Source organism: Thalassospira sp. (genome assembly GCF_040218635.1).
Lineage (GTDB): Bacteria > Pseudomonadota > Alphaproteobacteria > Rhodospirillales > Thalassospiraceae > Thalassospira.
Map to the genome: position 1 here is coordinate 42,956 of NZ_JAVJRB010000007.1, position 25,460 is coordinate 68,415.

Annotated in this window: 19 protein-coding genes; 11 read left to right on the plus strand and 8 right to left on the minus strand. The window is 52.1% G+C overall.

The window, feature by feature from the left end; all coding sequences use genetic code 11:
- Window positions 1-75 precede the first annotated feature (75 nt).
- The 3 genes from RIC05_RS06665 to RIC05_RS06675 form a co-directional block, all read right to left on the minus strand.
- Complete coding sequence (locus RIC05_RS06665; RefSeq protein WP_350046419.1) at window positions 76-2,619, minus strand: tectonin domain-containing protein; 2,544 nt, start codon at window positions 2,617-2,619, stop codon at window positions 76-78.
- Window positions 2,620-3,039: 420 nt separating this feature from the next.
- On the minus strand, window positions 3,040-4,020 hold the full coding sequence (locus RIC05_RS06670; RefSeq protein WP_350046420.1) for an AraC family transcriptional regulator: 981 nt from the start codon (window positions 4,018-4,020) through the stop codon (window positions 3,040-3,042).
- Between the two features lie 510 nt (window positions 4,021-4,530).
- Window positions 4,531-5,745 carry an NADP-dependent isocitrate dehydrogenase gene (locus tag RIC05_RS06675; protein ID WP_350042100.1) on the minus strand — a complete coding sequence of 405 codons (1,215 nt, stop codon included), beginning with the start codon at window positions 5,743-5,745 and terminating at the stop codon, window positions 4,531-4,533.
- 420 nt (window positions 5,746-6,165) lie between these two features.
- Here RIC05_RS06675 and RIC05_RS06680 point away from each other — a divergent pair, with 420 nt between their 5' ends.
- The 6 genes from RIC05_RS06680 to RIC05_RS06705 all read left to right on the plus strand — a co-directional run bounded on the left by RIC05_RS06680 (window position 6,166) and on the right by RIC05_RS06705 (window position 11,739).
- A complete protein-coding gene (locus tag RIC05_RS06680; RefSeq protein ID WP_350046422.1) occupies window positions 6,166-6,339 on the plus strand; it encodes a hypothetical protein in 174 nt (57 codons plus the stop codon).
- A 203-nt stretch (window positions 6,340-6,542) separates the two neighbouring features.
- Window positions 6,543-7,385 (plus strand): helix-turn-helix domain-containing protein, encoded by an 843-nt coding sequence (locus tag RIC05_RS06685; RefSeq protein ID WP_350046423.1) that lies wholly within the window; start codon window positions 6,543-6,545, stop codon window positions 7,383-7,385.
- Between the two features lie 80 nt (window positions 7,386-7,465).
- Entirely contained in the window at window positions 7,466-8,467 is a 1,002-nt protein-coding gene (locus tag RIC05_RS06690; protein WP_350046424.1) for a TAXI family TRAP transporter solute-binding subunit, read from the plus strand.
- Window positions 8,468-8,535: 68 nt separating this feature from the next.
- The gene (locus RIC05_RS06695; protein WP_350046425.1) at window positions 8,536-10,410 is read left to right on the plus strand and encodes a TRAP transporter permease; all 1,875 of its coding nucleotides are present in this window, start codon (window positions 8,536-8,538) and stop codon (window positions 10,408-10,410) included.
- Window positions 10,407-11,282, plus strand: coding sequence for a PhzF family phenazine biosynthesis protein (locus RIC05_RS06700; protein ID WP_350046426.1), 876 nt, complete (start codon window positions 10,407-10,409; stop codon window positions 11,280-11,282). The genes RIC05_RS06695 and RIC05_RS06700 overlap by 4 nt, the downstream gene beginning before the upstream one ends.
- On the plus strand, window positions 11,275-11,739 hold the full coding sequence (locus RIC05_RS06705; RefSeq protein WP_350046427.1) for a RidA family protein: 465 nt from the start codon (window positions 11,275-11,277) through the stop codon (window positions 11,737-11,739). The genes RIC05_RS06700 and RIC05_RS06705 overlap by 8 nt, the downstream gene beginning before the upstream one ends.
- Window positions 11,740-11,906: 167 nt before the next feature.
- On the opposite strand, the gene RIC05_RS06710 is transcribed toward RIC05_RS06705, so the two are convergent.
- Entirely contained in the window at window positions 11,907-12,545 is a 639-nt protein-coding gene (locus RIC05_RS06710) for a TetR/AcrR family transcriptional regulator (RefSeq protein WP_350046428.1), read from the minus strand.
- 93 nt (window positions 12,546-12,638) lie between these two features.
- Between RIC05_RS06710 and RIC05_RS06715 the strand changes: the two genes are divergently transcribed.
- The 5 genes from RIC05_RS06715 (at window position 12,639) to RIC05_RS06735 (ending at window position 20,992) form a co-directional block, all read left to right on the plus strand.
- Window positions 12,639-13,742: an HlyD family secretion protein gene (locus RIC05_RS06715; protein WP_350046429.1), complete on the plus strand. Its 1,104-nt coding sequence runs from the start codon at window positions 12,639-12,641 to the stop codon at window positions 13,740-13,742.
- Window positions 13,742-15,343, plus strand: a complete 1,602-nt coding sequence (locus RIC05_RS06720; RefSeq protein WP_350046430.1) for a DHA2 family efflux MFS transporter permease subunit — start codon at window positions 13,742-13,744, stop codon at window positions 15,341-15,343. Before RIC05_RS06715 ends, RIC05_RS06720 begins: the two co-directional genes overlap by 1 nt.
- 442 nt (window positions 15,344-15,785) lie before the next feature.
- Window positions 15,786-16,601, plus strand: coding sequence for a transporter (locus RIC05_RS06725; protein ID WP_350046431.1), 816 nt, complete (start codon window positions 15,786-15,788; stop codon window positions 16,599-16,601).
- Window positions 16,602-16,650: 49 nt separating this feature from the next.
- The gene (locus RIC05_RS06730; protein ID WP_350046432.1) at window positions 16,651-18,642 is read left to right on the plus strand and encodes an alkyl/aryl-sulfatase; all 1,992 of its coding nucleotides are present in this window, start codon (window positions 16,651-16,653) and stop codon (window positions 18,640-18,642) included.
- 124 nt (window positions 18,643-18,766) lie between these two features.
- The gene (locus RIC05_RS06735; protein ID WP_350046433.1) at window positions 18,767-20,992 is read left to right on the plus strand and encodes an autotransporter outer membrane beta-barrel domain-containing protein; all 2,226 of its coding nucleotides are present in this window, start codon (window positions 18,767-18,769) and stop codon (window positions 20,990-20,992) included.
- 207 nt (window positions 20,993-21,199) lie between these two features.
- Here RIC05_RS06735 and RIC05_RS06740 read toward each other — a convergent pair whose 3' ends face one another.
- The 4 genes from RIC05_RS06740 to RIC05_RS06755 form a co-directional block, all read right to left on the minus strand.
- The gene (locus RIC05_RS06740) at window positions 21,200-22,159 is read right to left on the minus strand and encodes an EamA family transporter (RefSeq protein WP_350046434.1); all 960 of its coding nucleotides are present in this window, start codon (window positions 22,157-22,159) and stop codon (window positions 21,200-21,202) included.
- A 193-nt stretch (window positions 22,160-22,352) separates the two neighbouring features.
- Complete coding sequence (locus RIC05_RS06745) at window positions 22,353-23,201, minus strand: carbohydrate ABC transporter permease (protein ID WP_350046435.1); 849 nt, start codon at window positions 23,199-23,201, stop codon at window positions 22,353-22,355.
- On the minus strand, window positions 23,198-24,091 hold the full coding sequence (locus RIC05_RS06750; RefSeq protein WP_350046436.1) for a carbohydrate ABC transporter permease: 894 nt from the start codon (window positions 24,089-24,091) through the stop codon (window positions 23,198-23,200). Before RIC05_RS06750 ends, RIC05_RS06745 begins: the two co-directional genes overlap by 4 nt.
- Before the next feature lie 100 nt (window positions 24,092-24,191).
- On the minus strand, window positions 24,192-25,457 hold the full coding sequence (locus RIC05_RS06755; RefSeq protein ID WP_350046437.1) for an ABC transporter substrate-binding protein: 1,266 nt from the start codon (window positions 25,455-25,457) through the stop codon (window positions 24,192-24,194).
- Window positions 25,458-25,460: the final 3 nt, after the last annotated feature.

Here is a 25,460-nt window from a genome sequence, read left to right on the forward strand (position 1 = left end):
AACTGTCCGGATTGTCTTCACCCTCAAAAACTGAAAACAGAACGAAAGGGGCTGACGTTGCGTCAGCCCCTTATCTTATTGCATCTGGTAAATTTCATTGTTCTTGGTCAGCCGCCAGACCTGCCCACCCCCGGCACCGACGGCGTTGGAATCCGTATCCTGTGCAATCATATCCCAATCGCGTTTCGTGCCATTAAACAGGTAAGTCTTGCCATTCGTGCCAATGACGACGGCTGCGCCCGGGATATCAACTGCGATATCGACAGCAGTACCAGGAAGCTTTTCCCACTTCCTGTTGTTGTCATGAACAAAGATATCGCCTTTATCGTTCACGACCCATGGTCGACCATTCTGATCAATGTCGATCCGTTTTGCCGTTCCCGAAACCTTTTGCCAGCGGTTTCCGTCGCGGAAATGGATGCTGCCATCAGTCGCAATGATCCAAACCCCCGTGGCACTAGCACCAATATCTTGTGCCTTCGGGCCGGGGATTTGCCGCCATTTTGATCCTGATTGGGCGAATATCAGGCCCGCGTCGTTGACGACCCATGCGTCTTTATCTGAAACAGCGACACGGATTGCCGCACCGGCCATTTTGGTCCATCTTTTTGCGGTCTTGGCGCGTTTAAATATTTCATACCCGCCGCCAACCTTGGTCAGGCCGATGACATAGGTTGTCCCGTCCGTACCGGTCGCGACATCTGTGGCTTCTCCCGGTATAAGATCCCATTTCGCCGAACGCCCGGCCGAGGCGTCAATACTGATCGATTCAATCTGGGTTAACGTGATTGTGTCATTCTTAGTTTGGCCGCCATCAATAGCAGTATCGATATCGAAGTTGCCGACAACAACCTTGCCGTCTTCAAACGTCACGCCACTCTGTGCCTTATCAGACGGCATCAATTGCGCCCAGGTCCGTGTGTTTGGCTTGATGGGCTCTTGCGTCATCAGAGCCCAGTTCGTTAATACCTCTGTCCGGCCGTTATCGGTCAATAGAAGGCGGGATAAGTTTACGGGCTTTTTCGAGTTCGCCAGGGCGTCAGTGATAATGGATGCCTGTTTGATCTGATCCAGGGCAATATCGGTTCCGATGCTGGCGACAATCGAGCTTGCGGTCAAAATAATCATTGTCGGCGCCATAAAGGCCATAGAGGTGGTGCCAATACTAGTCGTCGTTACTGTTATTCTCGCTGTTTCTTTCAAGCCTTGCTTCAGGTAGGGAAAAATTGCTTTGCCAACCGTTCCCACCGCTTTGGCGACGGACGTTGATACAAGCGTTGCGCCTCCAAGCCCTGCATATGCGACGACAATTGCAGCACCAGGTGCAAGCAACATGATGTCGCCTACCTGGTCTTCCATTTGTGGCGGACGAACACCAATATCATTGGGATTCAAGCCGTCTGACATACCTGGCCGCACTACCTTCAAGCCGCGCTCCCAGCTTTCCCAGACGCTTTGCATTTCTGTCGCCACCAAAAGCCGGGATTTTTGGACGTACACGGCCATATAGTTCAACAAGTCCCGTTCAGGCTTTGTCTTTGGCCCTCTTTTGATCACGTTGAAAACATGCATATAAACGGCCGCCTTTAGGATTGCCGATTCCTCGGGTTCCGTCAGGATTAGGTTCCAAGCTTCGGCTTTTAGCTCGTCTGTTTTGGCTTTATTGAGTCCGGCTGCTGCGATGTAATTGGTGATGCCTTCATCGATCAGCGTACGGTCCTTAATCACCTCGGCAACAATCTCATGGGCGCCAGGCAGACCGAACAACCCATTCGGCGTGCGTCTTGCGGGTTCCCAACGCATGGTAAGGTATTCACAAGCCTGATTGGTCTTAACGCCATAAACCGACCGGACCGAATTCACCGGACATGACCAGCAGGTTCCCCCGTCGATGAAGTCGAAAAGTTCGCCGGCTGGACATGATAAAGAGGCCATTTTGGTCGCCGACACCAATGATTCATTTCGGAAACACGCTTGGCTTCCTGTCACCGCATTGATGGTGCGGCGGAACCCTTCCGGACAGGTGTAGCAGCTGCCATTAAGATCGGGGAACGCCCCTTCGGGGCAAACCCGGTCAATGAATTCGGCCCGGCGCGCATCTTGAAAAATTTTGCCGCAGGCATCCCAAGAATCCACCGAGGACATGGTGCGACCGAACTCGGCCGGGCAAGCCCAGCACTCGCCGCCGTTGCGGCCGTCAAAGAACGACCCTTTAGGACAAGCCTTATGCTTGCCTGTTCGCGTCGCGCCTGTGTATTGCGTGGAAATTTGCTTGGAACAGGCTTTCGGCGTATCGACCGCGAAACCGGTTCGGTTGTAGCCACTTGGGCAGGAGAAACAGGACCACGTTCCAATATCAAAGAAAGACCCACTTGGGCATCTACCGACGGCATTACGGGTTTTCGTCGCCTTATCAAAACCGCACGGCGGCATAAGCTTACCCGTCTTCAAATCCATCGCACCGCAAATCACATGGCCTTCCTCTGGGGGCGGTCCGGATACGATCGTCAGTGATTGTGTTTTTGCATCAGACGCATTTGCCAAAGCGCCGATAACGAAAACAGTCAGGACAAGCAAACTGCGCCAAACTGTATTCGCGGACCGAAAACGGGTTCCCATGGGTCATTCCTCAACCAAAACATGTTGTCTCTTGCGCATGGAACTCTGGAATGGATCAGAGTTCATCACGCAAAATGCCACGGGATGTTCCCATGGACTGCGTTGGGGATGAGACGAGCCGGGATAACCCGAAATGATTGCCAGACAGCAGATCAAGCAGCGACACACCAAGTCTTTGCAGAGCAAGGTTAACGCTTTGATTGCTGTTGGGTGGACAGTCCTGACAAATTTCAGGACTGTCCTTTGAACCAAGTGTTCCCCCACTATCCGTCACGTCTGAAAATCAGGGCATGACGGCCCAATCCCCGCGCAGAGAATTGAGCAGGAGCCGTGAGAAGGGAACACGTAATGATAAGCCGTCATACGTTTATGACGCTTTTCGGATATTGCGGCCGTTTTTTGGATATTGAGATGAATGCTTTATGAGTATTTGCGGACTGTCTCAGAGGGAAGCTCGCCGAACTCCCGATAATAATCCTGCGCAAACCGCCCCATATGCGTGAAGCTCCACTGCTTCGCGACATCAGCGATGGCACTTCCATCTAACTCTGACTGTAAGATTGCCCGGACGCGTTTCAATCGCACAATGCGCAAATAGGCCATTGGCGTTGTCCCGTAGGCATCCAAGAAGCCCCTTTGTATTCCGCGGTAGCCACATCCGGCCACGGCTGCAATATCGGCAAGCCCGATTTTCTTGTCGGCATGGGCGTGAATGTAATCACGGGCACGCTTGATGTAATATGGAACAACCTGTGTAACGTCTTGGCCGTTCATGATGTCCTGATAGCTGTTAGGCAACAGGCTCAGGCACTGCGTCAACAGGATATCTTCCATTTGCGAAGTTACGATCGGGTTTTGCAATTCGCGTAACGGACCATCCAGTGCCTCGGCGACATAGTGCACTGTCTTGCGAAAAACATTCCAACCCAGCCCGGCGGGATCAATTGCAGTGTTGAAGCTCAATCCCATCAGATCGACGTCGTCCCCAACCAGAGAACGGGTATGGTTTTTCAATTTTTCCTTCGATAAACGCAGGACGTAAGCGCCAAAGTTATCTTCAGTGGCGCTTACCGGGGCTGCCAAATCACGCATGAACCCGCCATTCGTCGAAAAGGTCAGTTCTTGTCCACAATGTTGGGCGATCCCCGAACCACTGGTAAGCATGTATAAAAGCAGCCCGTCAGGGTCCTCTTCAGAAGAAGCCACACTGAGTTTGGTTGCGCCAAGCGTGACATGCATGAGGCTGAGGTCGCCACATTCCAATGCGGCAACACGGGCGCTAAATTCCGCATTGGGCCCCTTAACATCCAAATCGTGTCGCGAAGCCAGATCCTTGATGGACGCGCGAACTTCATCTAAATCGGACGACGATAAAATCGTATGGTTTCGCAGATAGGTCATTGTCGCCCCCGGCGTCCATTTCCCAAATAATCCGCCATTCCAGATATCAAAGAGCTACGGCGACAGAATTTCCCGGTCAATGAAACATCCCCATGTCGCAGATCAAGAATATGCGCCGACTACTTAATAAAAAGGCAGAAAACTACACTAGAAATTCTAGATATATTAGAAGTAATGCAAGTTATCTATTGATGAATATTTCCTAATAGTACCGCTAAAGGATGGCCTAATCTATTGTCGATTGTTTTTCAGGCACGGCGGCGGAAAAAGGTTTTTACAACCTTGTCGTTGCGGCTCTGTAGACCGTGCAGCTTGCAAAAGAGTTAATGCTTTGAAATCAATGAGCTATCAGGGCGCAATGATTCAGACCGGTGCAATCGGACTTGTCATCCCTGTTGGACTTATGGTCAGAACCCTAATACTAAAAAAGCCCCCACTGATATGCGTCAGTAGGGGCTTTTCTGATTGGTAAACTGCTCGTTTATGTAACGGGGCAGATCAGATCACTGATCAGGCCATTGCAGCTTTCAGACCTTCGTCCAGTTTGTCGAGGAACTGGGTCGTGGTCAGCCATTTCTGGTTCGGGCCGATCAAAAGCGCCAGATCCTTGGTCATGAAGCCGGCTTCGACGGTGTCGACGCAAACTTTTTCAAGGGTTTCAGCAAATTTGACGACTTCCGGGGTGCCATCGAATTCACCACGGTATTTCAGACCCTGCGACCAGGCAAAGATCGACGCAATCGGGTTGGTCGAGGTTTCTTTGCCCTGCTGGTGCTGACGGTAGTGGCGGGTCACGGTGCCGTGTGCTGCTTCTGCTTCGACGGTCTGCCCATCCGGGGTCATCAGAACAGAAGTCATCAGACCGAGCGAGCCAAAGCCCTGTGCCACGGTGTCAGACTGAACGTCGCCGTCATAGTTCTTACAAGCCCAGACAAAGCCACCGTTCCATTTCATGGCACAAGCAACCATGTCATCGATCAGGCGGTGTTCGTAGGTGATGCCGGCTGCTTTGAACTTGTCTGCGAATTCTTCCTGGAAGACTTCTTCGAACAGGTCTTTGAAGCGGCCGTCATAGGCTTTCATGATGGTGTTTTTGGTCGACAGGTAAACCGGCCAGCCGAGGTTAAGACCATAATTCATGCAAGCACGTGCGAAACCTTTGATGGAATCGTCAAGGTTGTACATCGACATGGCAACGCCCGAAGACGGGAAGTCGAAGACTTCATGTTCGATGGCTTCACCACCGTCTGCCGGCTGGAATTTAATCGTCAGTTTACCTGCGCCCGGAACTTTGAAGTCGGTCGCACGGTACTGATCGCCAAATGCATGACGGCCAATAACGATCGGCTGGGTCCAACCCGGAACCAGACGCGGAACGTTCGAGCAAATGATCGGCTGACGGAAAACAGTACCGCCGATGATGTTACGGATGGTGCCGTTCGGCGACTTCCACATCTTTTTCAGGCCGAATTCCGTTACACGTTCTTCGTCCGGGGTGATGGTCGCGCATTTAACACCAACGCGGTGTTCCTTGATGGCGTTTGCCGCATCAATGGTGATCTGGTCGTCGGTCTCGTCACGTTTCTGAACTGAAAGATCGTAATATTTCAGGTCAACGTCGAGATAAGGAAGGATCAGTTTGTTCTTAATGAAGTCCCAGATGATCCGGGTCATTTCATCGCCGTCAAGCTCGACGATGGGATTCTTAACTTGAATCTTGCTCATAGAATACTCCCTTGCTGGCCGCTGCCGGAATACAGCGCGGCTGCCATTCAAGATGGTTAAATCTCTGTCTTCCGGCGCGCGAGGGAGCGCCCTGGCCGCGTCGGGAGCCCGCAACATACAGGAAGCCACCAGAAAATCAAAGAGGGCTGGAATACAACAATGTGATGAGGGGCGCGAAACCCGGAATTTCAAGGGGTGGCGGCGGCAATTCTGTTAATTTTAACCGCTAAAAAGCGCAATGATCCTGATCGGTTAGGCGATTTTACCAAGATGTTCGAAAAAACGATAGATCGGCTGTACGGGGCTGATTTTTATGATCCGGATCAATGACCGGCTGGTCGGTTAACCGATAATGTGATGCTATTGCCGGTGGAGGGTGGAGACTCCGTTTCTATGCGGCGTCATCAAAGGGGAACTGCCATGAACATGACGACAACCGAAAACATTGCTGTTCTGGTGATCTGTGTGATTGGATTTTGCCTGCTGGGATTTGGCTTTACCAATCGTGATCGCAACTGGGGTGTTGCCATGATGTGGGTTGGCGTCCTGACGATGCTGGGGCCGGTTGCCTGGCGGCTGTTGACCTTGTTTTAGTTTGAATGTGATTCTAGTTCGACTAGGTTGCACGCAAGTAACCCTGTTGATGCCTTTGATCACTATCAATGAGGTCGTCTCCTGCATTTGATGTCGCGTTTTAGATGCGACAGGAATCAATTTGCCTTTTCACATAATGGGGACGATACTTTAGCTAGGTCTGTTATTAAAAGTTAAAAGGTTTTCTTTGAGCTCGTTTTCCGATGGTTGATCTTTCCAACACTGATACTGTCAAGTTTGTTCACTCGCATGAGAGATTCTATTCAACTGCAGAGCACAGTCATGCAGACCATGCGATGATTCTGATACCCCGCTCAGGTACGATGAAAGTAATTGATCAATTCTCGCAGCAGCACCGTTCACTGGAGCGCAGGTGCGCATATTACGTTGCGTCGGGGGTGCCTCATCAAACGAAAGCCATTCGCTCTGACCAGAAGCATTTCGCATTCTATTTGAATAAGGAATGGGAATTGTTTTTATCGGGCCACTTTGGCCTTGGGGCAGGGGCGGGTTTGATGTCTGGTATCTGGTCTTTGGGTCAGACAACTGTTGATCTTTTGCATGTTCTTGAGCGCGAAGACAATAACCTCTCTTCAAGCTTTTCTGGGCAGAGTAAGGGGGACTGGAAGGCCAAGCTATCGGCGCTGATCGCAGAAGATTGCCTCAAAAATATCAAAACAAGTAAAGCCTGTTTTGTGCATCCGGAAGAAACGCATAGAGGGATTGTTGACCAGGCTATAGAGATACTTGTCTCTGACCTTGCTGACCCGCCTTCAATAGATACTCTTGCGGAGTTATGTGGTATTTCCCGTCGACATCTAGTCAGAGTTTTTCGTCAACAAACTGGCAGATCTATTCACGGGTTCTTGAAAGATCAAAGGTATCGCCATGCCTATGATCAGGTGATTAACACTCAGTGGTCTATGCAGCAAATTGCTTTGTCAGTTGGTGTTGAAAGCGCTGCTTCGTTTTCAACCGGTTTTCGAGAAAAGTTTGGCGTTTCCCCCTCCGCACTAAGAAAAAGAAACGCTTTGGCCTGTAACTGAAAGTTTTCTGGCCCTGACAACAAAGTAACGGATTTTGGTTTCGCTTATTGATTGACTTGGTATCAATCAGGGAGACCAAAATGAGAAGAATTAAACGTATTGTGTTTGCCGCTGCGGGCATTTTTTTGTTCGCAGAAGGAGCCGCGGCGGCAGAGAACATTGTTCTCGCCACGGCTTCAACCGGTGGCTCTTACTATCCGGTAGGCGTTGCCCTCTCAACGGCTGTTACTAACGACCTTGCGGAGTTCTACGACATTCGTATGTCGCCGATAACTTCGGGGGGCTCTGCTGAAAATGTTGACCTGATACGCTTGGGCGAAGCCCAGATGGCGATCATGATGGGCTTGTACGGCAGGGACGGATACACCGCGTCAGGTACACGCGCAGGGCGTCCTGCGGTAACAAATCTGCGGTCAATTGCCGCTTTGTGGCAAAATGTCGAACAGTTCGTTGTGCGGAAAGATAAAATTAAATCTGGCACACTTGCGGATCTCGGTGATCTTGGCACTCAGTTCTCTATCGGACCACGTAATTCAGGAACAGAAGGGACCTCTCGTTTGGTTCTTGGTGCTGTTGGCATTGAGCCGGAAAAAGCATTCTCAGTGACCAACATGAAATATGATGCGGCAGCAGAGGCGCTGCAAAACGGGCGAATTGATGGTATGAGTGCTTCTGCTGGTGTGCCAACCCCTTCTGTCGCGCAGGCCTTTGTTACTTCGGGCGACGAGATTGCTCTTCTGAATGTCAGCGATGAACAACTTGATGCAATAAGCAAGAGTTCGGGCGGGCTCTTTACAAGAGCAGAAATCAAAGCAGCAACATACGAAAATCAGGGTGAGACGGTGCAGACCATTCGCCAACCAAACTTCCTTGCTGTTTCTGCCGATCTGTCTGAAGAAACGGTCTATCTGATTACCAAGGCAATGTTTGAAAATCTTCACAAACTTCAACAGGCCAATCAGGCGGCCCGCGCGATCAGTATGGATGACGCACTACAGGGTTTGCCTGTCCCCCTGCATCCTGGTGCCATTCGTTACTACAAAGATGTCGGGATCGATGTCCCCACCCATCTGATGCCATGATGTCTTGAGGCGGGAGACGTTGTTCTCCCGCCGCCTTCCTCTCTTACCTAAAACCTGGGAGCTCTTTCGTGCGGACAGTTCTGTTTTCCGCGCTCGCTTGGCGTGTATTGGCCGCGATTGCGATTGCCTTGCATATCACATTTATCGTGTTCATTCCGATATCGGACACAATTCTGAATGCATGGCATCTTTCCTTTGTTCTGTGTCTTGGCTTTGGTGCCTTTGGCTTACTGAAGGATGCTACCCTGTTAACGAAGCTTCGAGACACAGTTTTGGCACTTACAGGTCTCTGTGCCGGTGTCTATTTCATCTTGAACGAGGACAAGGTTTTTGAACGCTTCGAGTTAACACTCATGGACCAATTGGTCGCATTTGGAGCGGTACTGTTGGTCCTTGAACTGACCCGACGCGTGGTTGGGTGGGTGATACCGGCCATTGCTGTTTTCTTGATGGCCTACGTTATGTATCTCGGAAAATACGCTGATGGTGTGTTTTTCTTTGGAGGTATCAGCGAATACCGGATGGCCTATCGGCTATTTTGGCAAGATGGCGCTCTGTTAGGATCTACAACGACGATTTCAGCGACAATCATCTTCATGTTTGTTTTCATGAGCTGTCTGATGCGTGCTGCAGGTGCTACACAGTTCATTATCAATGGCACTGTGCGTCTACTGCGAAAAATTCCGGGTGGGTCAGCCCACGTCGCTGTGTTGTCCAGCGCCCTCATGGGGACTGTCAGTGGTAGTGCTGTGGCGAACGTCGCAGGTACGGGGGCGTTGACAATCCCAATGATGAAACGAGCAGGTTTGAAACCTGAAATGGCGGGTGGCGTCGAGGCCGCGGCTTCGACCGGGTCTCAACTTGTACCGCCGATCATGGGCGCCGGAATCTTTATAATGTCGGACTGGGTCGGTGTTCCGTATACCGAACTCGTTCTGCTAGGGATCATCCCAGCCATTCTGTACTTTATGTCGATTTCCTTCACAGTTCATTTGCAACTGTTGAAATCAGGGAGTTTAACCATCTGTGAAGATGACGAGGTTCCTGAAGTAAAGTTTCGCGATGGTATTGCTTTCATTGTTCCTATCGCTGTCCTGATTGTCTTGCTCTCAATTGGATATTCACCTGTTTATTCAGCTGCGATTGCCGCTGCAGGTGTTGTGGTGTGCAGCTTTCTTGGCCCGCAGCCACTGACGGTTTCAAAATGGATTCCGATTGTCGAAGACACGATGAAAACAGTGCTGCCAACGGCAATTGTTTTGATCTGTTCTGGTCTTATTGTCGTCTCAGTTGAAACATCTGGTCTAGTTGTGGCTCTTGCCCAATCTCTTGCTGCTTTTGGTGACGAGAACGCTCTGATCATCCTCGGGCTTATTGCGCTGATCTCAATGTTTCTCGGCATGGGGCTGCCTGTTACAGCATCGTACATTGTCGTTGCCGCATTTGGGGCACAAGCACTCGTGTCACTGGGCGTCGAGCCGGTTGCCGCTCACATGGCCATTTTTTGGCTAAGCCAGGACTCTCTTTTAACACCACCCGTTTGTCTCGCGGCTTTTGCTGCTGCTGGTATCGCGGGAGGAAATCCGGTTAAAACAGGAGTTAATGCGATGATGTTAGGCAAAGGGCTTTACATCATGCCGGTCCTGTTTGTGTTTCACGGGTTACTTTTTACAAACAACGTTTCCGACGTTGTACATGCAACTGGAACAGGTGTTTTTGCGCTTGCTCTTCTTGCTGTTGCGTCAACTGGACAGGCGTTTGCGAAGTTGAACGCGTATGAACGCCTCATAACTGCTTCCGCTTCAATCCTTATTCTTTTCCCTAGTTGGTCTCTGCAAGTCGCCGGAGCTGCTATTGGTGGGGCTATCTTGTTGTATTCATTTGTAAAAAGAAACAAGAAGTGCAGTGAAGATGCGATGAGTGTTGCTGGAGATAAAAAATGACAGACATAAAAATCATTCGCGTTTTCCCTGCTACCGAATACGGGGGAAATCCCGCGCCGATTGTTATCGCTGCGGATGAACTTGATAATGAGCAGATGCGCAAGATTGCCGAAGTTACCGGTCATGAAAGCGGTTTTGTTCAGAAGCCAAGCGAAGTTTCACCTGCAGATTGGCAAATGCGGTACTTCGTCCCAAATCATGAGATGGAAATGTGTGGCCATGCAACCATCGGAGCACTCTGGGCTTTGCGTGATGCAGGTTTGATTGTTGGCGAAAATCAGCTGATCGAAACAAAAAGTGGTCTGGTGCGAGCAATTGTCCCAAAAAGTGGAGCTATTGCAATTTCTCAGCCCCTTGGGGTTGTTAGAAAGCTATCTCGCAAAGCCGGGGAGGACATTGCATCCGTCTTAAACCTGCCCCACGACTACTTTCACAACGCTATATGTATGAATGCGAAAACAAGTAGGACAAAAACGCTGATCCCGATTAAATCGGTTGAAGAACTCCATCAATTGAATCCAAACTTCGAGCATATTCGGTCAGTTTGCAACCAAATGGAGAGTACCGGACTATATCCGTTCGCTGTGGGCAAGGAGCGAGGTCATTTTCATGCGCGCCAGTTCCCGTCGAATTCCGGCTATCCGGAAGATGCGGCTACAGGAATTGCAGCATCGGCACTTGCGTTCGGTCTGCTGGACTTGAAGTACGTTGAAGATACTGAAGGTGTCGTAATCCATCAGGGCGAGGCAATGAACTTTCCTTCGCGTATCGACATTAGCTTTGAGCAACAAGATGGCAAGGTGGTGTCATGTTGGTTGAAAGGTGAATGTATTGTCGAGCGCCGTATGTCGAAGGTGGCTGGTCATGTATGATGTTGAAGAGAGGTTGAACCGGGCAGGTTATCATTTGCCAGAACTGCCCAAAGCCAATGGAGACTATGTAACCGCAATAGTTGTCAATGAGTTGCTTCATACGTCAGGTCAGCTATCGCGATCAAAAAATGGAGTTTTATACGGACGAATTGATGATGGAGAGAACATCAGTCAGGCCGTTAAAGCGGCAGAGGTCTGTGCGTTAAGATGCTTGGCGGTGGCTAAAGGGCATCTGGGAGCTTTAAACCGGATTAGTCAAGTTGTGTCAGTGCGAGGATTTGTCGCGGCAACAATGGACTTCAAAGACCATTCTAAGGTCCTTGACGGTGCTTCAAGCGTTTTCCGAACAGTGTGGCCAGGGTCCCCTGGGCAACATATCCGGACTGCGGTTGGTGTTAGTAGTTTGCCTTCTGGTGGGTTAGTCGAAATTGAAGCGGTATTTCAAATTATGGCTTAGTGCAAGGTCTTGATTAGAGTTCAGTAAAAGTCTTTGCTCCATTGAGGTTTCGAGATGGTCTTACGGAATTTTTCGGATATGAGAAGCACCACCTTGCAGGGTGATAAGTTTCGAAAGTCTATGCGAACACCTTCGACCACAGGCATGAGGGTTGTTCGTCGTATGGTTTACGTCATTTTTTCCGGATCAAGCCCATGGCCGCGCAGAAACATATCGACTGCGGCAATCACATGGCTGCGCAGGTCCTTTTCCTGTGGTTCCCAATCGATATAGGACATTTGGCGGATATCGTAGTCCGCCTTGATCAGGCTGGAAAAGAATATGGCGGCTTGCCAAGGGTTGCCCTTCGGGAAGTTGCCATCCGTCATCTGACGTTCGAAATAAGACGCAATGTATCGACGCCCCGTCATCAGTCCGCTTTCATAAAAGACCTTGCCCAGTTTCGGGAAGCGCGGCACCTCGGACAGAAAAAGCCGCATATAGCGAATGGTATCGGGCATGGTCAGAAGCGTCATCAGCGTTTCGCCGTAATGGATCAGGGCGGCGCGAAGCGGCATGTCCGACATTTCAAGATCGCTCATGACAGAGGTGACTCGACCCGTGCAGTCGCGAATGACCGCTTCGAACACCCCATCCTTGTTGCCAAACAGTTCATAGATCGTGCGGCGTGATCCGCCAGCCTCGGCTGTGATCATTTCCAGTGTCGTACCGGCAAGTCCATGTTCGCAAAACAATTCCCGTGCCGCGGCAATGATGGCCTCACGGCGTTTCAGGGTTCTTGGATCAATCTTCTTGGTGTCTGACACAGGGGATTCCGATTCCGGGCTTGACGTTTGGTACTGGATAGTACCATAAATACACAAATGGTACTGATCAATACCAAAAGGAAATATCAGGCGATGAGTGTGAAAAAGATCATCCTGCCCCTGATCGCAGCGGCGATTATCGGTGGCGGTGGATATTACGGGTACTATTGGGTGACCGAAGGTCAGTACCATGAGAGTACCGACAACGCCTATCTCCAGGCCGATGAAGTTGCCATATCCCCCAAGGTATCAGGCTATGTCGGCGAATTGCGGGTCGCGGAAAATCAGCCGGTGCATAAAGGCGACCTTTTGCTGAGCATCAAGGATGAGGATTTCCGACTTGAACTGGCAAAGGCCAACGCAGCCCTTGAGGCGCGCCGATCCGCTGTTGGTACTATGGAAGAACAGATTGCCCTTCAGGATGCTGCGATCAAGCAGGCATCGGCCAATGTCGATATCGCGCGCGTCCAACTGGAACGCACCAGCGACGATTACAAACGGTATGAGGATCTCGTCAAAAAGGGCGCGGCCAGCCGTCAGAAATTCGATTACGCCAAGGCTGATCGTCAAACAGCGCAGGCAGAGGTCGCGGCCGCCAATGCGACATTGGCGGTGGAAAAGGGACGTCTGGGTGTTTTGCGCGCCCAGAAAGTCGAGGCCGAGCGCGCCGTAAGTCAGGCTGAAGCTGCGCGCGATCAGGCGCAACAGGCATTGGATGATACCAAGATTTATGCGCCGTTTGATGGCGTGGTTGGCAACCGGTCGGTTCAGACCGGCGCATTGGTGCAACCGGGCGAGCAGCTTTTGGTGCTGGTGCCGTTGCCGGGCACCTATATCGTGGCAAACTTCAAGGAAACCCAGATCAGCCACATGGCCCCGGGACAGAAAGTCTCGGTCGAGGTGGATGCCTTCCCGGATGCCGAAATTACCGGCCATGTCGAAAGTTTTGCCCCGGCAACCGGTGCACAGTTCAGCTTGCTTCCGCCGGAAAATGCGACCGGCAACTTTACCAAGATCACCCAGCGCGTTCCGATCCGCATTTCGCTTGATAACAGCAAATGGGCGGCGGCATTGCGTCCGGGCCTGTCGGTTGTTGTCGATGTCGATACCCGCGATGCCGATGGCACACGTCATGTTGCCGGTTCAGGTCTGGCGCAAAGCACTCTGCCAGCTACGGAAGTCTCGGAGCTTAACTGATGAGCAGTACGGCTGACAGTTCAACCGCACCAAGCCCCGCCATAAGTCCTGCGCAAGGCGGGCCGGTTGATCGTGCCCAGTTCATTGGCTGGATCGCGATGGTTGTCGGTATGTTTCTGGCGATCCTTGATATTCAGATCGTCGCAAGCTCGCTTGAAAATATTCAGGCAGGCCTGTCGGCAAGCCCGGATGAAATCGGCTGGGTTCAAACCAGTTATCTGATTGCCGAAGTGGTGATGATCCCGCTTTCGGGCTTTCTGTCGCGCCTGATATCAACCCGTTGGCTGTTTGTGATTTCCGCACTTGGCTTTACCGTCATGTCGATTGCATCGGCCTTTGCATGGTCGATTGAAAGCATGATCTGGTTCCGGGCCATGCAGGGGTTCCTGGGCGGTGCGATGATCCCCACAGTATTCGCCACGACCTTCATCATTTTCCCGCCGGAAAAACGCAATACGGCCTCAGTCATGATCGGATTGATTGCCACCATGGCACCTACCATTGGTCCGACATTGGGCGGTTTTTTAACCCAGTCGCTATCTTGGCACTGGCTGTTTCTGATCAATGTTCTTCCCGGTATTCTGATCGCAGTTGTCGTTGGCATGACGCTGCATATCGATAAGGGCGACCGGTCCTTGCTTAAGGGGTTTGACCTTAAGGGGCTTGTCGCCATGGCGGTGTTTTTGGGCAGTCTGGAATATGTGCTTGATGAAGGCCCGAAAGATGACTGGTTCGATGAAACAGCAATCGTTTATGGCACAATTGTTTGCGTGCTGGCGGGCATCTATTTCTTCTGGCGGATGTTTCATTATGACAAGCCGATTGTTGATCTGAAATCATTTGCTGATCGCAACTTTACCATGGGCTGCGTGTTCAGCTTTACCCTTGGTATCGGCCTGTATGGCAGTGTCTATATCATGCCGCTGATGCTCAGCCGTATTCGGGGCTATGACAGTCTTGAGATCGGCATTGTCATGGCAGTCACCGGGGTTGCGCAATTCCTGTCTGCCCCGATTGCCGGGAAGATGACGGCCAAATATCCACCGCGTGTTGTCCTTGGATTTGGGCTTTTGCTGTTTGCTGTCGGGCTTGCAATGCATGGCTTTAACACCAGCGAGGTGTCGTTTGACGAACTGATCTTGCCGCAGGTCGTCCGTGGTTCCGCCCTGATGTTCTGCATGTTGCCGATCACCAATCTCGCCCTTGGTACCTTGCCACCAGAAAAGATCAAAAATGCCAGCGGTCTTTACAACCTGATGCGCAACCTTGGCGGGGCGATTGGGATGGCGGCGATCAATACATTGCTTGATAAACGCATTGATTATCACTTCTCGCTGTTATCGGATCATATCAATCCGGCAAGTACGGCGTTCAAGAACTATCTGGCGACGATCATGGCGCGCTATTCGGAAATGGGCATTCCTGATCCGCATGCGGCAGCAATGAAATTCATCGTCAATCTGGTGACACGCGAAGCATCGATGATTTCGTTTAACGATGTCTATCTTGCCTTGGCAGCGACTTTCTTTATCGCCTTTTTGCTGTTGCCGTTGGCCAAGCCACCGCGTGCCAATGCCGGTGGTGGAGGCGGCGGGCACTAACGCACTTAAATGCAAAATGCTTTAGCGTCGAAAATTGCGAAGTAACTTTCGCAAACTAGACAGGCCGCACACAGTTCCCCCGACCCCGCGAGCTTTTAAGCTCGAGTGCGGCTTGGCCGGTCCCCGTTCCCCGGGGGCCGGCATTTTTGTTTGTGACAGAAATATGATCGGGGGTTTTGTGTGATGATTTCTATTCGCATCTTCGATTGCTTGGTGTAAACTACGATAAATAAAAGATAAAATTAAGACGACCAAGGACACGGCAAACGGCATTCGGGGCAGGGGAGATTTTCACCCCTTCGTCGGGAAAACAAGATGCATTCGTGCTGCATATAAACGCAGTACGTCAATGATTTGCCTGTTCGTTAACTGATGGGACCGCCTGGCACGACCTGTAGGGTCAAAGCATCATTGCTTTGGCTTGGCTTTGAGGTGTGCCGTGATGTTTTTAGCAAGATTTTTTCCCGGAACTTTTAGCACTTTGGGCGTCGTTCTGATCGGTTGGAGCGCGCCTGCGCACGCCCAGTCCGATGATTCCGATCTGGCAAAACAGTTGGCCAATCCGGTGGCCAGTCTGATCAGCGTACCATTTCAATTGAATTACGATGGCGGCTATGGGACTGAAGATGGCAACAAGACCTTTGTCAATGTACAGCCCGTCTTGCCGGTCAGCATCAATGAAGACTGGAATCTGATTTCCCGAACCATCCTGCCGCTGGTCTATCAAAATGACATTCGCGGCAATAGCGGCACTGACGTCGGGCTTGGCGATACGGTTCAAACCCTGTTTCTGTCGCCAGTTGAGCCGACCGAAGGTGGCTTGATCTGGGGGGCTGGACCCGCCCTTCTTTTACCCACGGCGACCGATAACAATCTTGGCAATGATCAGTGGGGGGCTGGACCATCGGCGGTCGGCCTGTATTCCCATGATGGCTGGACCTATGGCGGGTTGGTCAATCACATCTGGAGTTCGGATGCAGGATCAGCCGCAGCCAAAACAAATGCGTCTTTCTTCCAACCGTTTCTGAATTACACCACCCCGGATGCCTGGACATACGTCCTCAATACCGAGACGACCTATAATTGGGAGGCCGAACAATGGTCCGTCCCGATCAATGCATTGGTGACCAAGCTGACCAGCATCGGGGATCAGAAAATCAGTGTGGGCGGTGGTGTCCGATACTGGGCAGAAAGCCCGGATGCAGGGCCTGATGGTTGGGGCCTTCGCCTGCAATTAACCTTCCTTTTCCCGAAGTAAGTCCCGCCAAACGGGCAAATTCCAGTGCAAGCAAACGGAGTTTGAGACAATGACGACCTACAGTTTGAAGAAAGCGACAGGTGCACTGACAGGTGTTCTGATGTCGTGCGTCATCGGGGGGGCTGCCTTTGCGGCTGATCCCAAACCGGCGAGCGACACAACCAAAGCATCGAATGCGGCTGTGCTTGATGAATTGCCGTTCGATAATACGGACGATTTCGAAGATGCCGCACGCGGCTTCATCGCACCGATCCCCAACAATGGCGTGATCAATGGCAAAGATGGCAATCCGGTTTGGGATTTGTCAGCCTATCAGTTTGCCAAAGGCAAGGAAGCGCCAGATACCGTGAACCCCAGCCTGTGGCGTCAATTACAATTGATGCTTCAGGGCGGGTTGTATGAAGTCACCCCGCAAATCTATCAGGTGCGTGGTTCGGACCTCTCTGTCATCACCTTTATCGAAGGTGATACCGGGATCACCATCGTTGATCCGTTGATTTCGGCTGAAACGGCAAAGGTCGCACTTGATCTTTATCGTGAACATCGCGGGAACAAGCCGGTTGTTGGTGTGATCTATACCCACAGCCATGTTGATCATTTCGGCGGTGTTCGCGGTGTGGTCGATGAGGCCGATGTCAAATCGGGCAAGGTTAAAATCATTGCCCCGGAAGGTTTCACCGAAGAAGCCATCAGTGAAAACGTCTTTGCCGGTAATGCCATGAGCCGCCGTGCGACATATATGTATGGCAACCTTCTGGGCAAGGGGCCGAATGCCGGTCTTGGAACCGGTCTTGGCCTTGGCACGTCGACGGGCGAAATCACCCTGATCGAACCGACCAATATCATCATGAAAACCGGCCAGACCATGGAACTTGATGGTTTGACCTATCAGTTCCTGATGGCGCCGGGCTCCGAAGCACCATCCGAGATGCATTTCTTCATCAAGGAACTCAAAGCACTTTGCACGGCGGAAAATGCCACCCATACCCTGCATAACCTTTATACCCTGCGCGGGGCAAAGGTCCGTAATGCGCGGGCATGGTCAGGCTATCTGCAACAGACGCTGGAAATCTGGGGCGGGCAGGCAGAAGTCCTGTTTGCGCCACATCACTGGCCGGTCTGGGGCAAGGAAGACATTGTCGAACGTCTGAAAAAACAGCGCGACATCATGAAGTACCTTAATGACCAGACCCTGCGTCTGGCCAATATGGGCTACAACATGGAAGAAGCCGCCGAGATGATCAAAATCCCGGACGAGCTTGCAAATTATTGGGCGGCACGCGGCTATTACGGGTCGGTCAAACATGACATCAAGGCGGTCTGGAACTTCTATCTTGGCTATTTCGATGGCAATCCATCGCGTCTTGATCAACTGCCACCTGCGGATGCCGGTCCGAAATTCGTTGAATATATGGGCGGTGCCGATGCCGTGATCGAAAAGGCCAAAGCCGATTTCGACGAAGGCAATTATCGCTGGGTTGCTCAGGTTCTTGACAAGGTCGTGATGGCCGAACCGGACAATCAGGACGCCAAGGACCTTTTGGCCGATGCGCTTGAACAAATGGGATATCAGGCCGAAAGTGGCCCATGGCGTAACTTCTATCTGTCCGGCGCGCAGGAATTGCGCGGTGGTATTCAGGAATTGCCAGCCCCCAATACCTCATCGCCCGATATCATCAAATCCATGCCATTGACCATGTTCCTTGATTTCCTTGCGGTGCATGTCAATGGCGAGCGCGCGGCAGGCAAACGGATCTTTATGAACTTTACCATGACCGATACCGACGAAGCCTATGGCGTGGCGCTCGAAAACGGGGTGCTGAACTATTACAGCTCAACGTTTGACCAACCTGACGTGGCGCTGAGTGTGGCACGTTCGGAATTCAATGACGTCATGCTCGGCAAGACCACGCTTAAAGATCAGGTCGATGCAGGTAAGGCCGAGCTTAAAGGCGATGCGGCCATGTTCGACGCATTCAGAACGACACTCGATACGTTCGAATTCTGGTGGCCAATCGTGACCCCGAAAGAAGCGATGTAATCTTATGCACCAACCGGGGGTTTCCCCGGTTGGTGATTTTTCGCGTGCATCGTTTTGGAAAGGTCAGCTATCCTGTCGGTGTCGAGGTGGGCAAAATGGCTAAAAATAACAAAGAGCGGGAAGCATGAAGTGTCGGACGTATGCTGGGGTTGCGGGCGTTAGCGTTCTTGCCCTTGTGGCATCATTACAGTTTTCATCAGACGCCCATGCTGCAAATTGCAGCTCCAAAGGTGGATTGCTTTTCGTTGGCAAGACCGCGGGCAACGCTAATTCGGTCTGGCTTTCGGGAACCAGTGCCGGGTCTTTCAGGCTCGATGCGCAAGGCGGGACGGTTGATACATGGACCGAAGGTCGCCGGGGATTGCATCTAACACTTTCAAATGTTGTTTCGACCGGAAATGGCGGTACGCACCATTTGTATGACAATAGTGGTGCTGGCTGCCTTCTTGACAGTCAGAACCAGAAGGGCGGGGTGAACCTGCCACCGATCGGGGATCTTTTTCCTGATTTCGTCATGCCCGAACGTCCCGGAAATGTCACGCCGCCAATCGCAACCTTGCCGCCTACCGGTTTGATGCCGGGCCTGCCGCCCGGATTTTCCCCGCCGATTGGTGTTTTGCCGCCACCAGAAGGTCTTATGCCGACCCTTCCGCCAACCGGTGGCGTTCAATTGCCCGGTGGTGGCGTCACGCCGCCGATTGGAACCGTTCCGCCAGAAGGCGTGATGCCGGGGCTTCCGCCAACTGGTGGCGTTCAATTGCCCGGTGGTGGCGTCACAGCCCCGATTGGAACCGTTCCGCCAGAAGGCGTAATGCCGACCCTTCCGCCAACAGGCGGCGTTCATTTGCCCGGTGGTAGCGTCACACCGCCGATTGGCACAGTACCGCCAGAAGGTGTGATGCCGACGCTTCCGCCAACCGGTGGCGTTCAGTTGCCCGGTGGTGGCATCACACCGCCGATTGGCACAGTACCGCCAGAAGGCGTGATGCCGACCCTTCCGCCAACCGGTGGCGTTCAATTACCGGGCGGTGGCGTCACACCGCCGATTGGCACCGTTCCGCCAGAAGGTGTGATGCCGGGGCTTCCACCAACCGGTGGCGTACAATTGCCCGGGAGCAGCGTAACACCCCCCATCGGTACATTTACGCCAGAAGGTGTTACCCCCGAGCGCCCATCACTTGGCGGTGTGCAGCTACCCGGTAGCAACATAACGCCGCCGATTGGAACGTTGCCGCCTGACGGATTGACGCCAACGGTGCCAACAGTACCGCCAACGAACCCGCCAACCACCGTGACGCCAACTGCGCCGGGCGTTACCCAAACAGTTGCGAATGCCCAGATCACAAAAGGCGGTGCAGCGTTCCTGCCCAGTGACAACTGTGCTGTTCTGGATGTTGAAGGGCAGCTTTATCGCACCGAAAACGGGCTGGTTTACACTGCCCCTTGTGAACTTGTGCGCCAGGGTGGCTATCGGGGCGTGACAGTCGCGTCCATCAGCATGCAATCGGATGTTGTGCCGTTAACGCCGGGACGCGAGTTTGTTGAAGAGCCGCTGTGGAATTTCTGGACAGAAACCAGCGGCATTTATGCGCATGATCGTCGTCATGATCTTGATACGACGGCATTTAACGGATCATTTCTTGCCGGTGTTGACCGCGAGATTGCGCAAGGCACGGTCGCAGGTATTTCGGGATCCTTTGAAACAAGCCGGTCCGAAGGGTTCAATGATAACCTTGAAACCAAGGCCTATGGCATGTCGATCGGGCCCTATATTGCGCACCGCATCTCGCCGGAATGGGCGGTCGAAGGATCGCTTGGCTATATGCTGTTGCACAATGATCTGAGTGTTGTTGTGCTTGATGGGAGTTACCTGTCTCATCAGCTTTCCGGCGCGACGGCGCTAAATGGTCAATATCGTTACGACGAATGGACATTCCGGCCACGGTTTGGCCTGTCTTATGCTGAAACCTTTGTCGAGGATTATGATCTGAGCGGCGCGATTGCCGGCAATCCGGTGACGGTCAATGTCGGATCGGATCATTTTGGCTACGGCGAAGCAGAAATGTCGGGCGAGGTCAGCACAGTCAGGGTCCTCTCAGATGATCTGATCGGGATGCCCTATGCCGAACTTGGTCTGCATTACGCGTTCCTGCGGCCCAATGACGGGGAGATTCTTTCGGGTAATCTCACCTATGAAGATACGTCTCCGGTTTCAGGGACACTGCGCGGCGGGATGCGTTTTGTCTATGATGACGAGATATTCTTTGACGTCGGTGCTGGGTATCTCAGTATCGGCCAGAACGGGCTGGACGTATGGGAAGCCACGGCAAAGGTTTCGTTTGCCTTCTAAGCTCATCTGATCAGCAGATAAAGGAAACGCCCGGGGATGAAGTCCCGGGCGTTTCTGTCTTCCGGCAGGGAGGGCGCCGAAAGGAAGGCAAAGCACGATCTCATCACACCAACATAATCGGGGGGCGTTGGTGGGATGGATGTTCCCTTCGGGGAAAAGGGAGCCGTGCCTTGCCGCTCGCGTGGACGGGTAATTATTCCATGCGGATCAGGGTGATATCGGTTTCGCTGCAAGCATCCGCTGTTTTGAAGCATGCCGTTGTTTGGAAACTGTAATCTGGATTATCCCGATCATGATCAACAGGGAAGAGATCCAGAACACACTGTCATGTGTCGGCGTTGGTGTCAGACCAAACCGGGCGGCAATCATTTCAAGTGCCAGCAGGATGAAGGGCAGAATGCTGGTTGAAAGAATATACTTTTCAATTCCGGCTGTTTTGATTGATCGCAGGGATAGAACCATCGCAGGTCCGCGAAACAAAACCCCGATCACAAGCCCGGCAATCAGCGTTTCCGTGCCAAACAGACCGGCGGTCGAGATATAGGGAATGGGTACCGGACTGATCAGGTCAACCAGTGGCGGAACCGCCAAAAAGATCGATGCGGTGATCAGCAACAGCACCCCGGTAAAGCGCAAATGCGCCCAAGCATCCTTGATCTGGTTATCCGGGTGCTTTTCCGCCAGAACCGATGATGAAATTGCCGTGACCTCGGATGCCAGCATCAATAAAACGGCCGGATTGGCAAAGCCACCGGGCAGATGCCAGGCCAGCCAGACCGCCCCTGCAATTAAAGTTACATGGCCCAGCCATTCAGACCGCCCGGGGGCTCTGCCCAGAATAAAGGTCGCGGCAATGGCGGCCAGTGGCATGCCGGTTTGCGACAAAATGCCGCTTTCCGGTGCGCTGATATATAAAAGCGATGCGGTCCAGGTCACCCCGGTCATGACGCGCAAAAACCCATAGGCCCAATTGATCGGCAGGGTAAATTGCCGCCATGGAATGCGACGACCCGGCGCCATCAGAACAAGCGCAATCCCGCCAAACACCAACTGCCAGCAGGTCATGGCATAAGGATCAATGTCAAAACTGGTCAGGGCAATGCGGTTGCAGACCAACAACATGGCCCAGATCAGGGTGGTGCTGAGCAACAGGATCAATACGGACATATGATGAATTCGTAAAAGTTATGATTTGGTTTTGTATAGTGCACCGAATATAAAAAATAGGCGACGGGATTTTACGGCCAAACATCTGAAATTAATTCATGAAAACAAAACCCCGCCACATCGCAATACTGTGGCGGGATCGTGGTTTGGTTCGGGTTTGGGCGGAGTTTTATGCTGTGGTTAGGCGACTGGCTTATCGAATGCCCGCACGCAAGAACGCCTGGATAAACTGACGCTGGAAAATCAGGAACGCGACCAGCAAGGGCAATATGGTCATGATCGTGGCCGCACTGATGACGGAAATATCAACCCCGGTTTCCGGTGCGCCAAATAACGATAAGCCAACCGTCAGTGGTCTGGTTTCGGGTGAGTTGGTGACAATCAAAGGCCACAGGAAATTGTTCCAATGCGTTGCGATGGAAACCAGCGCATAGGCCAGATAAACCGGCTTGGCCGCAGGCACATAAACCTTCCACAAAACCCCCATCCAGCCGCATCCTTCAATCCGGGCGGCTTCTTCCAGTTCAATCGGAACGGATTTGAACGCTTGGCGTAAAAGGAAAATACCAAACGCACTGGCCATGTAAGGCAGGCCAATTCCAAGTGCAGTATCAAACAGGCCAAGCTTGGAAATGATGGCGTAGTTTTCGACAATCAGCACTTCCGGCAGAATGAAAAGCTGCAATAAAACAAGGATAAAGACCGTATCGCGGCCCTTGAAGTCAAATCGGGCAAAGGCAAACCCGGCCAATGTGCACAGCACCAGTTGCCCGGCTAGAATGAGTGTGACAAGAACGACCGTATTGGTGAAATACCCGCCCCATGGCACGGCATTCCAGACATAGATAAAGTTCTCAAATGTCAGCGGGTTTGAAAAATCAAGACCAAGGGCTGTGCCAGATGGCTGCAATGCCGCCCATGTGGCAAACAGCAACGGCGAAATCCACACAATGGCCAGAACCCATGCGCCAATGGCGTCCAAAACCTTGTCATAACTTGGCAGGATCGATTTGGCTGTGCTGGCAGAAACAAGCATGTTCATCGGTAATGGGTCCGTTTTTCAACCAGTCGGAACTGAATGACGGCAACAATGCCAAGGGTCAGCAAAACAAGAATGGTCATGGCCGCGGCATGCGGGCTGTCGAAATAGGAAAAGGCCATTTCCCAAATCCAGTAGAGGATCAGTTTCGATGCATTGTTTGGCCCGCCTTTGGTCAGGATGAACAAATGATCGATCAGCTTGACCGAATTGATCATGGCATTGACGAACACAAAGATCGTGGTCGGCATCAAAAGCGGCAGTAAGACGCGGCGTGTATAGGTCCAACGACCCGCCCCCTCGATCCTTGCGGCTTCGCGCAAATCCGGCGGAATGGTCTGAAGGGCGGCGAGATAAAAGATCATGAAAAACCCGGACTCTTTCCAGATCGTGACAATAATTACCGATGCCAGTGCGGTTTCCGGTTGGCCGAGCCAGTTGGTGGGTTCTGCCCCGAAAAATCCGGTGATCTGATCAATTACCCCCAGATCAGGTGTATAGAAAAACAGCCATAAATTGGCCGCAGCAATCATGGGCAAAATGGTCGGCGTGAAATAGGCACTGCGGACAAATGATCGGGCCGGAATATGGGCATTGGCCCAAAGCGCCATGATCAGGGCAAAAATGATCGAAACCGGGATGGTCACACCGGCGTAAATCAGATTGTTGGTCGCAACCGTCCAGAAGGTTGGATCGGCAAACAGATCGCCATAATTATCAAGCCCGGCAAACACCGACGGACGGCGCGTGGTGCCACGGCTAAACAGGCTGTGCCACAGGGTCGCAATGGCCGGGTAAAAGGCAAACAAGCTCATGAGGGCCAAGGCCGGTGCGGCAAGCATCCAGCCATAAAGCGCTAGTCTGCGGTGTTGAAGTCGGGCCATTTCGTTCATGGTCAGAACGTCCGTAAAAACGATGGAATTGATCAAATTGATAAATGAAAAGTACCGAAGCGGGCATTGGGGGCCCGCTTCGGTTGCAGATCGGCATTCCTTACTGGAATGCGCGCAGAAGACGAACGGCTTCGGCCTGAGCACCTTCAAGGGCTTCTTTTGGCGTTTTTTCGCCAGTCAAAGCAGCCTGAATGGCGTTGTTCAGACCGTCACGAACGCGTGCGGTGTCATAGGTGGAAAACTCGGCAATCGACACTTCAAGCTGATCGCGGGCAACAAGGGCCTGCGGGAAGTCAGCAGCATAGGATTTCAGCGCATCGGTTTCATATGCTTCTGGCGTGACACCAACATAACCGGTGGCAATCGACCATTCCGCAGCACGTTCCGGTGCGGTCATGTATTTGATCAGCGCAAGGGATGCTTCTTTCTGATCATCGGTAGCATTTTTAAACAGATAGAAGTTGCCACCACCGGTCGGCGATCCCGGTTTTTTGTGTTCAGGCAACATGGCAACACCAAAGTCAAATTTGGCTTCGCGTTTAACAGCCGACAGGTTGCCGGTTGAATGCCACATCATTGCGGTCTGACCCTGAACAAATGCCTGACGCAGCGTTCCCCATTCAATCGTACCTTCCGGCATGATTTTCTCATCGGTGGCAAGACCACGCCAGAATTCAAGGGCCTCGACAACGGCCGGATCATCGAAATAGGTTTCTGAACCATCGCTGCTCATAAGCTCTTTGCCATTCTGAATGGCAAAGCACTGGAACATCCAGTACGGATATCCGGTTGATGGCACCATCAGGCCCCATTTGCCGTCTTTGGAAAGTGCTTTACCGGTCGACACCAGTTCTTCCCAGGTTTTTGGCGGCATTTCCGGATCAAGGCCGGCTTCGCGGAACATGTCCTTGTTGTAGTACATGACAATGGTCGAACGTTGGAACGGGATGCCCCAGGTTTTGTCATCGACCGTGCCATTGGCCATCAGGGCCGGGTAAAAGCCTTTAAGCCATTCTTTGTCTTCGGCGGTTTTGACCACATCGTCAAACGCAACAATCAGGTCCTGTTCGATCAAATCATACACATCGATCGAGAACATGACGGAAAGCTGTGCCGGGTCGCCGCTTTTGATCGCCGATACGGCGCGCAGACGGGTATCGTCATAATTGCCTGCATAGATGGCGTTTACTTTGACGTCCGGGTGTTCGGACTCAAAACCTTCGATCATGCCGTCAATCACGTCGGTCAGCGGGCCGCCAACAGCGATTGGATAATACATGGTCAATTCGGTCGCAGCAAAGGCAGGCGTTGCCGCCGTTGCCATCAGTCCGGCCGCAAAGGCGGCACTGGTTACGATCTTACGCATGGA

Bases quoted from the DNA above. Each gene is read 5' to 3' on its own strand.
- RIC05_RS06675 (WP_350042100.1), bottom strand. From the start codon at position 5,745: ATGAGCAAGATTCAAGTTAAGAATCCCATCGTCGAGCTTGACGGCGAT.
- RIC05_RS06725 (WP_350046431.1), top strand. From the start codon at position 15,786: ATGTTTTTAGCAAGATTTTTTCCCGGAACTTTTAGCACTTTGGGCGTC.
- RIC05_RS06745 (WP_350046435.1), bottom strand. From the start codon at position 23,201: ATGAACATGCTTGTTTCTGCCAGCACAGCCAAATCGATCCTGCCAAGT.
- RIC05_RS06685 (WP_350046423.1), top strand. From the start codon at position 6,543: ATGGTTGATCTTTCCAACACTGATACTGTCAAGTTTGTTCACTCGCAT.
- RIC05_RS06665 (WP_350046419.1), bottom strand. From the start codon at position 2,619: ATGGGAACCCGTTTTCGGTCCGCGAATACAGTTTGGCGCAGTTTGCTT.
- RIC05_RS06755 (WP_350046437.1), bottom strand. From the start codon at position 25,457: ATGCGTAAGATCGTAACCAGTGCCGCCTTTGCGGCCGGACTGATGGCA.
- RIC05_RS06735 (WP_350046433.1), top strand. From the start codon at position 18,767: ATGAAGTGTCGGACGTATGCTGGGGTTGCGGGCGTTAGCGTTCTTGCC.
- RIC05_RS06705 (WP_350046427.1), top strand. From the start codon at position 11,275: ATGTATGATGTTGAAGAGAGGTTGAACCGGGCAGGTTATCATTTGCCA.
- RIC05_RS06680 (WP_350046422.1), top strand. From the start codon at position 6,166: ATGAACATGACGACAACCGAAAACATTGCTGTTCTGGTGATCTGTGTG.
- RIC05_RS06750 (WP_350046436.1), bottom strand. From the start codon at position 24,091: ATGAACGAAATGGCCCGACTTCAACACCGCAGACTAGCGCTTTATGGC.
- RIC05_RS06700 (WP_350046426.1), top strand. From the start codon at position 10,407: ATGACAGACATAAAAATCATTCGCGTTTTCCCTGCTACCGAATACGGG.
- RIC05_RS06690 (WP_350046424.1), top strand. From the start codon at position 7,466: ATGAGAAGAATTAAACGTATTGTGTTTGCCGCTGCGGGCATTTTTTTG.
- RIC05_RS06740 (WP_350046434.1), bottom strand. From the start codon at position 22,159: ATGTCCGTATTGATCCTGTTGCTCAGCACCACCCTGATCTGGGCCATG.
- RIC05_RS06715 (WP_350046429.1), top strand. From the start codon at position 12,639: ATGAGTGTGAAAAAGATCATCCTGCCCCTGATCGCAGCGGCGATTATC.
- RIC05_RS06720 (WP_350046430.1), top strand. From the start codon at position 13,742: ATGAGCAGTACGGCTGACAGTTCAACCGCACCAAGCCCCGCCATAAGT.
- RIC05_RS06670 (WP_350046420.1), bottom strand. From the start codon at position 4,020: ATGACCTATCTGCGAAACCATACGATTTTATCGTCGTCCGATTTAGAT.
- RIC05_RS06730 (WP_350046432.1), top strand. From the start codon at position 16,651: ATGACGACCTACAGTTTGAAGAAAGCGACAGGTGCACTGACAGGTGTT.